Source organism: Pseudomonas sp. NPDC008258 (assembly GCF_042956345.1).
In the GTDB taxonomy this organism is placed as follows: Bacteria; Pseudomonadota; Gammaproteobacteria; order Pseudomonadales; family Pseudomonadaceae; genus Aquipseudomonas.
The window spans coordinates 1-11,720 of the sequence record NZ_JBIBGE010000037.1; the positions used below are offsets into that span (position 1 = coordinate 1).

10 protein-coding genes are annotated in these 11,720 nt (G+C 63.5%); 1 reads left to right on the forward strand and 9 read right to left on the reverse strand.

What is annotated here, in order from left to right:
* Window positions 1–187: 187 nt before the first annotated feature.
* The 6 genes from ACFY9W_RS24295 to ACFY9W_RS24320 form a co-directional block, all read right to left on the reverse strand.
* Complete coding sequence (locus ACFY9W_RS24295) at window positions 188–1,015, reverse strand: ABC transporter permease subunit (RefSeq protein ID WP_391135818.1); 828 nt, start codon at window positions 1,013–1,015, stop codon at window positions 188–190.
* Window positions 1,016–1,026: 11 nt separating this feature from the next.
* A complete protein-coding gene (locus tag ACFY9W_RS24300) occupies window positions 1,027–2,274 on the reverse strand; it encodes an ABC transporter permease (RefSeq protein ID WP_286112131.1) in 1,248 nt (415 codons plus the stop codon).
* Between the two features lie 159 nt (window positions 2,275–2,433).
* Window positions 2,434–3,468: an extracellular solute-binding protein gene (locus tag ACFY9W_RS24305; protein WP_391135823.1), complete on the reverse strand. Its 1,035-nt coding sequence runs from the start codon at window positions 3,466–3,468 to the stop codon at window positions 2,434–2,436.
* A 40-nt stretch (window positions 3,469–3,508) separates the two neighbouring features.
* Window positions 3,509–4,633, reverse strand: a complete 1,125-nt coding sequence (locus ACFY9W_RS24310; RefSeq protein ID WP_012270208.1) for an ABC transporter ATP-binding protein — start codon at window positions 4,631–4,633, stop codon at window positions 3,509–3,511.
* Between the two features lie 295 nt (window positions 4,634–4,928).
* Window positions 4,929–5,561 carry a response regulator transcription factor gene (locus ACFY9W_RS24315; RefSeq protein ID WP_177313735.1) on the reverse strand — a complete coding sequence of 211 codons (633 nt, stop codon included), beginning with the start codon at window positions 5,559–5,561 and terminating at the stop codon, window positions 4,929–4,931.
* Between the two features lie 7 nt (window positions 5,562–5,568).
* A complete protein-coding gene (locus ACFY9W_RS24320; RefSeq protein ID WP_391135827.1) occupies window positions 5,569–7,956 on the reverse strand; it encodes a PAS domain S-box protein in 2,388 nt (795 codons plus the stop codon).
* A 95-nt stretch (window positions 7,957–8,051) separates the two neighbouring features.
* On the opposite strand from ACFY9W_RS24320, the gene ACFY9W_RS24325 reads away from it, so the two are divergent.
* Window positions 8,052–9,050, forward strand: a complete 999-nt coding sequence (locus tag ACFY9W_RS24325) for a DUF3530 family protein (RefSeq protein ID WP_391135830.1) — start codon at window positions 8,052–8,054, stop codon at window positions 9,048–9,050.
* A 134-nt stretch (window positions 9,051–9,184) separates the two neighbouring features.
* On the opposite strand, the gene ACFY9W_RS24330 is transcribed toward ACFY9W_RS24325, so the two are convergent.
* From ACFY9W_RS24330 to ACFY9W_RS24340, 3 genes are read right to left on the reverse strand one after another with little or no spacing between them, the layout of a single operon-like run.
* Entirely contained in the window at window positions 9,185–9,952 is a 768-nt protein-coding gene (locus tag ACFY9W_RS24330) for a TerB family tellurite resistance protein (protein ID WP_391135833.1), read from the reverse strand.
* 1 nt (window position 9,953) lies between these two features.
* A complete protein-coding gene (gene murU, locus ACFY9W_RS24335; RefSeq protein ID WP_391135836.1) occupies window positions 9,954–10,625 on the reverse strand; it encodes an N-acetylmuramate alpha-1-phosphate uridylyltransferase MurU in 672 nt (223 codons plus the stop codon).
* Window positions 10,622–11,641 (reverse strand): phosphotransferase, encoded by a 1,020-nt coding sequence (locus ACFY9W_RS24340; RefSeq protein WP_391135839.1) that lies wholly within the window; start codon window positions 11,639–11,641, stop codon window positions 10,622–10,624. Before ACFY9W_RS24340 ends, murU begins: the two co-directional genes overlap by 4 nt.
* Window positions 11,642–11,720 lie beyond the last annotated feature (79 nt).

The following is an 11,720-nucleotide window of genomic DNA, read 5'->3' on the forward strand; positions in this document are numbered from 1 at the left end:
ACGCGCGGCGCTCGGTCTCCCAGGCGCTGAAGATGCTGTGGCGAGCACCTGGCAACCCTGATGCCATTGCCAGAAACCATAGAATCTCCCACAGGGATCTCCACAGGATTCTGCATCTCTCAAAGCCTGTGGAGATCCCTGTGGGAGCTGGCTTGCCGGCGATGAGGCCAGTGCAGGCACCCGAAAATCAGGCCGGCTGCTGGGTTCTCATCTTCTCGCTACGCCCACGCAACCACTCCAGGGTCAGCAGCAATATCACCGAGAAGGCAATCAGCAAGGTCGCCGCCGCCGCAATGGTCGGGCTCAGGTTTTCGCGGATACCGCTGAACATCTGCCGCGGCAGCGTCGCCTGCTCGGGCCCGGCCAGGAACAGCGTGACCACCACCTCGTCAAACGACGTGGCAAAGGCAAACAGCGCCCCCGAGATAACCCCAGGCGCGATCAGCGGCAGGGTCACCCGACGGAAGGTCAGCAGTGGCGAAGCGCCCAGGCTGGCCGCCGCACGCACCAGGTTGTAGTTGAAGCCCTGCAAGGTCGCCGACACGGTAATGATGACAAAGGGCACACCCAGCACTGCATGCACCAGGATCAACGACGTGAAGCTGTTGCCCATCCCCAGCGGGGCAAAGAACAGGTAGCTGGCCACACCGATGATCACCACCGGCACCACCATCGGCGAAATCACCAGCGCCATCACCAGCGACTTGCCGGGGAAATCACCACGGGTCAGGCCGATAGCCGCCAGGGTACCAAACACCATGGCCAGTACCGTGGCCGCCGGGGCGACGATGATGCTGTTCTTAAGTGCCCGCATCCACTCGGCAGAGCCGAAGAAGTCCTGGTACCACTGCAGCGAGAAGCCCTGCAGCGGGTACACCAGGAAGCTGCCGCTGTTGAACGACAGCGGCACGATCACCAGCACCGGCAAGATCAGGAACAGCAGGATCAGGCCGCAAAGAATGCGCAGGCTGTAGAACCAGACCCGCTCCACGGGCGACATATAAGGGCTCAACATGGCAAGGCTCCTCAGCTCAGGCGCAGGCGGCTGGCGCCGACCAGCCAGCTATAGATCAGGTACAACAGCACGGTCGCCAGCAGCAACAGCCCACCCAGCGCGGTGGCCATGCCCCAGTTGATGCTGGTGTTGGTGTAGAAGGCAACGAAGTAGCTGACCATCTGGTCGTTCGGGCTACCCAGCAACGCCGGGGTGATGTAGTAACCAATGGCCAGGATGAACACCAGCAGGCAGCCGGCACCCACACCCGCGTAAGTCTGCGGGAAGTACACCCGCCAGAAGCTGGCGAACGGGTGGCAGCCCAGCGAGATCGCCGCACGCATGTAGGTAGGCGAAATACCCTTCATCACGCTGTACAGCGGCAGGATCATGAACGGCAGCAGGATATGCACCATGGAGATGTACACGCCAGTGCGGTTGAACACCAGTTCCAGCGGCTGGTCGATGATGCCCATGGCCATCAGTGCACTGTTGATCAGGCCACCCGACTGCAGCAGCACGATCCACGCCGCCACCCGCACCAGAATCGAGGTCCAGAACGGCAGCAGTACCAGAATCATCAGCAGGTTGCTCTGCCGGGTCGGCAGGTTGGCCAGCAAGTAGGCCAACGGGTAGGCCAGCACCAGGCAAATGGCGGTGATCACTACACCCATCCACAGGGTACGGGCAAAAATGTCCAGGTAAATAGCCTGGTCCGGGGTGGCCTTGGCCAGTTCGCCAAGGTCGTCGATGCGGTGGTCGACAGAGGCCAGCAGGTAGAACGACGTCACCGAACTGGTATTGCGGCGTATTGCCTGCCAGTAGGCCGGATCGCCCCAACGCTCGTCGACGGCCTGCAACGCGTCTTTATAAGAGGCAGGCTCAGCCTTGAATGGCAGTGCCCGGGCAGTCTTGGTCAACAAACTGCGGTAGCCGGCCAGTTCCATGTTCAAGCGCTTGGAAAGGTCGCCAAGGGTCTGGTTCTTGCGCGACTCGGCCAGGTCCTGGCTCAGTGCCTTGTACACGTCCTCGCCGGGCAGGCTCTTGCCATCCCACTGGCTGATGACTTCGACCGTGCGCGGCAGGCCGCCGACCACTTCCGGGTTGCCGACGCTCTTGTACAGCAGCGCTGCGATCGGCACCAGGAACACCAACAGAAGAAACAGCGCCAGCGGCGCGATCAACGCCTGCGCCTTCCAGCGGTTGACCCGCTCGGCGTGCTTTAGGCGCTGCTTGAGACTTGGACCTGCGCCTTCATTGAGGGGCACTGCAATGGCCATGGCGAACTCCGCGATACGAACTTGAATTGGGGCCGCTGCGCAGCCCATCGCAGGCAAGCCAGCTCCTACAGGTACTGCATTACCCTCAGGAACGGTGCGGTCCCTGTGGGAGCTGGCTTGCCGGCGATGGGCCGCAAAGCGGCCCCCTGCACCAGTGGCTTACTTCTTCGCCGCCCAGGCGTTGAAGCGTTGCTCCAGCTGCTCGCTGTTGTCAGCCCAGAAGGCCACATCGATCTGCACCTGGTTGGCGATGTTCTCAGGCGTGGTCGGCATGTCCTTCTTCACCTCGTCCGACAGCAGGCTCACAGCCTTGGAGTTGGCCGGGCCATAGGCGATGTTTTCGGAGTAGATCTTCTGCTGCTCGGGCTTGACGCTGTAGGCGATGAACTTCTTCGCCTCATCGGCGTTCTTGGCACCTTTAGGGATCGCCCAGGCATCGAAGTCGTAGATGCCGCCGTTCCACACCACCTTGAGGTTGCTCTCTTTCTGCACGGCGGCAATACGCCCGTTGTACGCAGAACTCATGACCACGTCGCCCGAGGCCAGGAACTGCGGTGGCTGTGCACCCGCTTCCCACCACTGGATGCTGGGCTTGAGCTCATCGAGTTTCTTGAAGGCGCGGTCCTGGCCTTCTTTGGTTGCCAGCACTTTGTAGACGTCCTTGGGCGCAACGCCATCGGCCATCAGTGCGAATTCCATGGTGTACTTGGCGCCCTTGCGCAGGCCACGCTTGCCCGGGAACTGCTTGGTGTCCCAGAAGTCGGCCCAGCTGGTGGGTGCGGTTTTCAGCTTGTCGGCGTTGTAGGCCATGACCGTGGACCATACGAAGAAGCCCACGCCGCACGGCTGGATGGCCCCTGGCACATAGTCGGTTTCATCACCGAACAGGGCCGGGTCGAGCTCTTCGAACATGCCCTCATCGCAACCACGCGCCAGCTCTGGCGACTCAACCTCTACCAGGTTCCACGACACACTCTTGGTGTCGACCATCGCCTTGACCTTGGCCATTTCGCCGTTGTACTCACCGGCGACGATCTTGCCATTACCCGCCTTCTCCCATGGCTCGTAGAACGCTTTTACCTGGGCCGCCTTGTTGGCACCCCCGAACGAGATCACGGTAAGGTCTGCGGCCATGGCCTGGCCAGCGGCGAACAGCCCCAGGGCCAGGGCGGTCAGTTTCAACTGCTTGCGCATTCTTATTCTCTCCACAGTACAGGGTTGGTGAAGCAATCCATCAATGGGCTTCGGCAATCGGATCGAGCGCGCGGGCGTGCTCCACCTCCCAGCCCAGCGGTACCACATCGCCCACGGCCAGGGCCGGGTCGAGTTCGGCAATCGGCTGTTTCACAAAGAAGTCGCCCTTGCCGCAAACCTCCAGGCGCACCCGCACGTGGTCGCCCAGGTAAATGAATTCGGCCACCCGGCCAGAGAAGCGGTTCACGCAGCTTTCGCTGTGGCCGTTCAAGCGCACGCGCTCCGGGCGGATCGACAGGGTTACCGGCTCGCCGGCCTGCCCGACGTTTACCGCCAGTGCCTCTACCCGCTCGCCGCGCGGCAGTTGCACCTGGCAGCGCTTGCCATCGCTGGCCAGCAGGGTGCCGTTGATGCGGTTGTTCTCGCCGATGAAGTTGGCGACGAAGGTATTGCAGGGTTCTTCGTACAGCGTGCGTGGGTCGGCGATCTGCTGGATCTCGCCCTGGTGGAATACCGCCACCCGGTCGGACATGGTCAGCGCTTCGCCTTGGTCGTGGGTCACATACACCACGGTCACGCCCAGGCGCTGGTGGATGTGCTTGATCTCCATCTGCATGTGTTCACGCAATTGCTTGTCCAGTGCACCGAGCGGCTCGTCCATCAGCACCAGCTGCGGCTCGAACACCAGCGCCCGGGCCAAGGCCACACGTTGCTGCTGACCACCGGACAGTTGGCCTGGGTAACGCTTGGCGAAGGCATCGAGCTGGACCATGTTCAGCACGCGCTTCACCCGCTCGCTGATGTCGGTCTTGCTCAGGTTGCGCACGGTCAGCGGAAAGGCCAGGTTCTCGGCCACGGTCATGTGCGGGAACAGCGCGTAGTTCTGGAACACCATGCCGATGTCGCGCTTGTGCGGCGGCACGTTGTTGATCGAGCGCCCGGCCAGCTGGATCTCACCGGCCGTAGGGGTTTCGAAGCCGGCCAGCATCATCAGGCTGGTGGTCTTGCCCGAGCCGGACGGGCCGAGCAGGGTAAGGAACTCGCCTTTGCGGATATCCAGGTTGAGGTCTTTGACGATCAGCGACTCGCCGTCGTAGCTCTTCTGCACACCACGGAAGCTGACCAGCGTTTCGCTGGTTGCAGCGTTCGACTTCGCCTCGCTCATGCCTGCACCTTTTTGTTGGATGACTGCGTAGGCAAAAGAGTAGAAGAGGCGCAAGCGCCCGAAAATCGGGGGTGCTGAGAGAATGCCATCATCCGGTTGGAAGATTTGTTGTAGGGATTGCCCTACAAGGATGGCGGGATTGGAATGCCCTCCCGAGCACTCCACCGAACCTGTGGGAGCGGGCATGCCCGCGAAGAGGCCGGCACAGCCATAGAGATCGGCAGGTCAGGCCCTTTCGCGGGCACGCCCGCTCCCACAAGGACCTCGACAGGTTTACCGATTGTGTATGTCGCAATCAGACCAGCTTGTGCTCCATGGCGTACTTCACCAGCTCCGCCAGCGAGTTCACTTTCAGCTTCTGCATCAGGCGCGCCTTGTGGGTGCTGATGGTTTTGCTCGACAGTGCCAGCTGCTGGGCAATGTCGTTGACGTTGGCGCCCTGGGCCAGGCGCTCGAACACCGAAAACTCGCGCTCCGACAGCAACGTGTGCAACGGCCGGGACTCGGTCAGGCCCACTTCGAAGACCATGCGGTCGGCCAGCGAAGGGTCGATGTAGCGCCCACCACCCGCCACCCGCCGAATCGCGGTCAACAACAGCGCCGGGTCACTGTCCTTGGTGGCATAGCCCGCCGCGCCAGCCTTCAGTGCCCGGGCCGCCATCTGCGCCTCGTCGTGCATCGACAACATCAGGATTGCCGGTGCATCGTGAAGCGCACGAATCCGCGGGATCGCCTCCAGGCCATTCACGCCCGGCATGGAGATATCCAGCAATACCACTTCGCACGGCGTATGGCGCAGGGTTTCAAGCAACTGCTCGCCGTTACCGGCCTCCCCCACCACCTGCATGTCCTTGGCCAGGCCAATCAGCTGCTTGATGCCTTCACGGACAATGGTGTGGTCTTCGGCCACCAGCACTCGAATCACGATCGTTCTCCTACTCCAACGGTATGGCCACGCTCAGGCTGGTGCCCTCGCCCGGCTCACTGTCCAGCGCCATGCTGCCCCCCAGCATCAACACCCGCTCACGCACGCCCACCAGGCCAAACGAGGTGGGCCGGGGCTGCTCGCGGCAAAAGCCTTGGCCATCGTCGCTGACAGTCATGCGCAACTGCCCGTCCTCGTGCACCAGCTCAATCTCCACGCTGTGTGCCTGGGCATGGCGCATCACGTTGGTCAGCGCCTCCTGCAGAACACGAAACAGCCCAGTGGCCTTGGCATCGCTCAATGCTGGCAGATTATCCGGCACTTGTACCAGACAAGGGATCTGCGTGCGCGCCTCGAAGCGTCGTGCCTGCCACTCGATTGCCGAGGCGATCCCAGCATCAAGGATCGGCGGGCGCAAGGCCGTCGCCACATCGCGCACCAACTGGAACAGCTGGGCAATCAAGCGTTTCATGCTGGCCAGTCGCTCGTTCAGGCCGGGGTCCAGCTCGGCAAAGGCCAGCTCACACATCGATACCTCCAGCTTGAGCACCGTCAGCATCTGCCCCAGTTCATCATGCACTTCCCTGGCGATGCGGGCTTTTTCCTCCTCTCGCACACTTTCCAGGTGGGCAGACAGCTCGCGCAGCTGCTCCTGAGACTTGCCCAAGGCCATTTCCGCGCGCTTGCCCTGGGTGATGTCCCACACCACGCCGTCCCACACCACCTGGCCGTTGGCCAGGCGCCGGGTACTGGCCTTGATGTCGGCCCAGCGCTGTTCACCCTGGCGGGTGAGGATGCGTCCCTGCCACGACCAGTCCTGGTCACTGGCCAAGGCAAGGTCCTGCACCCGGTGATAATCCGCACGATCATCCGGGTGCACCAGGTTGCGCAGGCCCATCTGCGGGTGCTGGATTTCGACAGGCGAATAGCCCACCAGCGCCTCGCTGCCTTCACTGATATAGGGGAATTCCAGATCGCCTTCGGCCGGGTCGCGCTCAAGGCGAAACACCAGCCCTGGCACGTTCCCGGCAATGCCCTTGAGCCGCGCCTCGCTTTCACGCAGCGCAGCCAGGGCACGATGGCGCTCAGTGACGTCGGCGAGGTACACCACCAGGTATTCGGAATCACGAAAACGCAGAAAGCTCAGTGACAGCTCGACTGGCAGCAAGCTGTGGTCGGCCCGTCGGCACTGCGTTTCAAACTGGCCTACACCCCCCGCCCCCGTACGCGCGCCCCTCCACAGTTCCAGCCAGCGGTCCATGTTCAGGTTCGGTTCGAAGTCGCTCAGCGGCCGCTCCAGCAGCGCACCCTCGGCGTACCCCAACATGCGCTCGGCGGCGTGGTTGGCGTAGCGCACGTGGCTGTCCCAGTTGACCCAGAGAATGCCCACCGTGCTCTGGTCGATGGCGAACTGGCTCAGGCGCAACGCCTCTTCACGCACCTGTCGCTCCATCAGGGTTTCCCGCGTGGCCAGCAGGCTGCGCTCCAACTGGCGCTGCTGCCGGCGCTGCCACACCAGGGTGGCCAAAGCGCACAGCAGCAACATGCCAAACAGCAAGGCCAGGTTCTGCCAGAAGCCTGGCGACTCACTCAGGCGCGGGTACTTGGGCTGCAACCAGCGCTGGTGCAGTTGTTCCAGCTGCTTGGCCGGCAGCGCCTGCAAGCCCCGCTCAAGCACATCGGCAAGCACTGGCCAATCACGCCGCGAGCCAATACGCAGTAACTGAGGCAGGCCGATATCACCCACCACCGCCAGCTCGCCAAACTCGCTTTCGCGTGACAAGCGGCTGAGCTGGGCTTCATCCAGCACCGCGAAACTGGCCTGGCCACCCACCACCAATTGCAGCGCTTCGCGCTCGCTGGGTACCCCCTGCAAGTTCAGGTTGCCGTAGTTGCCACGCAGGTAATCCGCCAGCTGGCTGGGCATGCGCACCGCCACGCGCTGTTCGGCCTCGAGTTTCTCCAGTTCCACGGCCATGGCACCGGTTCGCGGCCCCACCACCAACTGCGGCACGCGCATGTACGGGTCGCTGAACAACCACAGGCGCAGGCTGGCTGGCGTCTGTGTAAGGCCAGGGGCAAAGTCGACTTCCCCGGCTTGCAAGGCATGCTCAAGGCTGGCCTGGTCGGCAAAATTGCGCCAGGTAAGATCAAGCCGCAGCGCCTGCGCCAGGCTGTCCACCAGTTCTACGTTGGCCCCGTACAACTGCTGCAGACGCCGGTCGAACTGGGCGTAAGGTGCTTGCAGCACCAGGCCGACACGCAAGCTGCGGTGCGTGTCCAGCCACTGCTGCTGCGCAGGCTCCAGCACCACGGCGGGCACCACCTCGGGCCTGGCCAATGCAATCAAGGGCAGCCACAAGCAGCCGATAACCAACAGGCGACGCACTCGCTTCATCTACACGCTCGTCTTGGCAAAGGCGGCCATGCAGCATGGCCGTCACGGGCAAATACTATTAGGCTGCCGGTATCATTCTGGCCCCGGGTTGACTCATGTCCACACTTTATCGCACGACGCTGGCAATGTGCTGCCTGGCCTCGCTCCTTCCGCTCGGCACCTTGGCCGCCGATGCCGAAAAGCCACCCACTACCACCGAGGCACCGGCCACCGAGGTACCGCGCCCGCCCCTGCTGGAACGCAGCCAGGAGGATGCCCAGGCGCTGGAGCGGCTGGTACCCAAGGCCGAACAGCAGACATTGCAGGCCGGCGCCGACAGTTTCCTGGCCTTGTGGAAGCCGGCCAATGACAGTGATCCGCAAGGGGCGGTGATCATCGTCCCAGGTGCGGGCGAAACGGCCGACTGGCCAAATGCCGTTGGCCCCCTGAGGCAGAAATTCCCGGATGTCGGCTGGCATAGCCTGAGCCTGAGCTTGCCAGACCTGCTGGCCGACAGCCCGCAGGCGCGGGTCGAGGCCAAGCCCACGGCCGAGCCTGCGAAAGACCAGGGCGAAAAGGCCCCGGCCAAGGACGCGCCGGCCGACGCCAACGCGAATATTGCCCAGGCCACGGCGGCGGATGCCGACACGGCAGAAAGTACCGACGCCGAACAGGCCAGCGAGCAGACCGACCCTGCAGATGCAGAGCGCATATTTGCCCGGCTGGACGCCGCCGTGGCATTCGCCCAGCAGCACAATGCCCGCAGCATCGTGCTGATCGGGCATGGCAGCGGCGCCTACTGGGCAGCCCGCTACCTGAGCGAAAAGCAGCCACCGCAAGTGCAGAAACTGGTGATGGTTGCCGCGCAGACACCGGCACGGGTGGAACATGACCTGGAAAGCCTGGCACCCACCTTGAAAGTGCCGACTGCCGACATCTACTACGCCACCCGCAGCCAGGACCGCAACGCAGCCCAGCAGCGCCTGCAGGCCAGCAAGCGGCAGAAAGACAGCCAGTATCGGCAGTTGTCGTTGATTGCCATGCCCGGGAACAAGCCGGCCGAGCAGGAGCAGTTGTTCCGCCGGGTGCGGGGGTGGATGAGCCCACAAGGCTGATCTGAGAATGCCGGGGCTGCCAGGCAGCCCATCGCCGGCAAGCCGGCTCCCACAGGTACTGCATATGGCTCAAGCGCGATGCGGTCGAGGTGGGAGCCGGCTTGCCGGCGATGGGCTGTGCAGCGGCCCCGCTTTTACAGGCCGCGGCGCTTGCGGATCATGGCATAGGCCTGGTGCAACTCACGGGTACGCTCGGTGGCTTCACGCACCTGTGCCTCACTGGCACCGGTGCCTGCCAGCTTGTCAGGGTGATGACGGCTGACCAGCCGCCGGTAGGCCTGTTTGACCTTGCCGGCATCGGTGTCCGCCTCTACCGCCAGCAGGCGCAGGGCTGCCGCATAGGTCATGGCCACGCCTTCCGTGCCGGCTGCCTTGCGCGGCTCGTACTCCAGCGACATGGCCTGCACCTGGCGCCGGCTAAGGCCTAGCTTTTGCCCCCAGTCCAACAGCAGCTCGCGCTCCTTGTTACCCATCTTGCCGTCGGCCCACACCATGCGCCAGCAGGCACGCAGGGTGCCTTCCGCCGCATGCGGCTGTTGGCGGATGCGGCGCAAGTGGCTACCCAGCCTGTCCTTGCCTGCCTTGCCACGGTTGAACGCGGCTATCGCACGCAACCGGGCCGCTTCGGCCAGGTCCAGGCGCACCATTTCCTGGCGCGCCTGCTGGATATGCTGCTCACCCACCCGGCCATCGCACTTGGCCAGGCGCCCGAGCATCACGAACAGCAACTCGTCATCGCGCATGGACGGTCGCCCGCCCAGGCGCTCGCGCATGTCGTCCCAGCCTTCCAGGCGCAGGCGGCGGTCCAGGGCCTGCCCGAGCAACACGCCAAGCAAGGCGCCCGGGATACTGGCCACGGCAAAGCCGGCTCCGGCGCCAATCAATGTGCCTGGCCACCACATGTCAGGCGCTCTCGCCAATCAAGCGCTCGGCCTCGGCCAGGCGCTCAAGCGTGCCCACGTCCACCCAGTGCCCACGGTAGTGCTCACCGCTGACCTGCCCTGCCGCCATGGCCTGGCGTAGCAGCGGTGCCAGCTTGAACGCGCCGGGCTGGCAGCCGTCAAACAGTGCCGGGTGCAGCACCGAAAGGCCGCTGAAGGTCAACGTGCCAGGCGCGTCATCGCCATCGACGACCTGCTCCCCTGCCAGGCGGAAGTCACCGCGGCCGTGATGGCCAGGGTTGTCGACCAGCACCAGATGGGCCATCCCCTTCAAAGGGGCCTGCAAGCGGGCGAAGTCGTAGTCGGTCCAGACATCGCCGTTCACCAGCAGGAATGGCGCATCACCGAGCAATGGCAAGGCCTTGAAGATGCCGCCACCCGTTTCCAGCGGCTCGCCTTCAGGCGAATAGCGGATGCTCAGGCCAAAACGGCTGCCGTCACCCAGGTGGTCTTCAATCATCTGGCCGAGCCAGGCGTGGTTGATCACCACTTCGGTAACGCCCGCTGCCGCCAGGGCGCGCAGGTGGTACTCGATCAGTGGCTGGCCAGCCACAGGAACCAACGGCTTGGGGGTATGCAGGGTCAACGGGCGCATGCGCTCGCCCTTGCCCGCGGCCAAAATCATTGCCTTCATGCACGCGCTCCGGCCTGCAACTGCGCAATCAGCTCACCCAACTCCGCCAATTCGGGTCGGCGGCTGATCACTTCTTCTATATAGGCGAAGAAACGCGGCACGTCGCCCAGGTAACGGGGTTTGCCGTCGCGGTGGCAGATGCGGGCGAAAATGCCGATCACTTTCAGGTGACGCTGCACGCCCATCAGGTCGCTGGCACGCTGGAACGCCTCGAAATCGGCCTGCACTGGAATACCGGCAGCCTGCGCCTTCTGCCAATAGTCGCGCAGCCAGCCTTCAACCCGTGGCTGCGGCCAGCTGAGGAAGGCGTCCTTGAACAGGCAGGTAATATCGTAGGTGACCGGCCCATACACCGCGTCCTGGAAGTCCAGCACGCCGGGGTTAGGGGTGCTCTGCATCAGGTTGCGTGGCATGTAGTCACGGTGCACCAGCACCTTGGGCTGGGCCAGGGCACTGTCGATCAGCAACTGGCTGACACGCTGCCAGCTAGCCTTCTGGGCATCGTTGAAGGCCAGGCCCAGTTCACGCCCCACATACCACTCAGGGAACAGTTCCACTTCACGGCGCAGCAGCGCATCGTCGTAGCTGGGCAGCGGCGCATCCATCGGCAGGCGCTGGAAGGCCAGCAAAGCCTCGATGGCGTCGGCGAACAGGCCATCAGCGTTGTCAGCATCAATCACATCAAGGTATGTCTGATGACCCAGGTCGCCCAGCAGCAGGAAGCCGCGCTCCAGGTCCTGGGCGTGGATCAGCGGCACATGTACGCCGGCGCTTGCCAGCAGGTGGTCAATGGCGACGAACGGTCGGCAGTTTTCCTGCGGGGGTGGCGCATCCATGATCACGAAGCTGTGGCCAGCCCCCTGCCAGCGGAAGTAGCGGCGGAAGCTCGCGTCACTGCTGGCAGCCGTCAAGCTGCCTGCAGGCACTTCGCCCCAGGCGTTGTTGCGGAAAAGATCATTGAGCTGCTCATCGAGCCAGACCGTCAGTTGTTGCAGGCGTACATCGTGTTCAGGCATTACAAGGGTCTCCGACGGCCCTAGCCGTCAAGCGGGTCATGCTTTATTATCCAGCATCTTTTTCAGACCATCGAGAGGC

Bases quoted from the DNA above. Each gene is read 5' to 3' on its own strand.
- ACFY9W_RS24330 (WP_391135833.1), bottom strand. From the start codon at position 9,952: ATGTGGTGGCCAGGCACATTGATTGGCGCCGGAGCCGGCTTTGCCGTG.
- ACFY9W_RS24295 (WP_391135818.1), bottom strand. From the start codon at position 1,015: ATGTTGAGCCCTTATATGTCGCCCGTGGAGCGGGTCTGGTTCTACAGC.
- murU (WP_391135836.1), bottom strand. From the start codon at position 10,625: ATGAAGGCAATGATTTTGGCCGCGGGCAAGGGCGAGCGCATGCGCCCG.
- ACFY9W_RS24305 (WP_391135823.1), bottom strand. From the start codon at position 3,468: ATGCGCAAGCAGTTGAAACTGACCGCCCTGGCCCTGGGGCTGTTCGCC.
- ACFY9W_RS24310 (WP_012270208.1), bottom strand. From the start codon at position 4,633: ATGAGCGAGGCGAAGTCGAACGCTGCAACCAGCGAAACGCTGGTCAGC.
- ACFY9W_RS24320 (WP_391135827.1), bottom strand. From the start codon at position 7,956: ATGAAGCGAGTGCGTCGCCTGTTGGTTATCGGCTGCTTGTGGCTGCCC.
- ACFY9W_RS24340 (WP_391135839.1), bottom strand. From the start codon at position 11,641: ATGCCTGAACACGATGTACGCCTGCAACAACTGACGGTCTGGCTCGAT.
- ACFY9W_RS24300 (WP_286112131.1), bottom strand. From the start codon at position 2,274: ATGGCCATTGCAGTGCCCCTCAATGAAGGCGCAGGTCCAAGTCTCAAG.
- ACFY9W_RS24325 (WP_391135830.1), top strand. From the start codon at position 8,052: ATGTCCACACTTTATCGCACGACGCTGGCAATGTGCTGCCTGGCCTCG.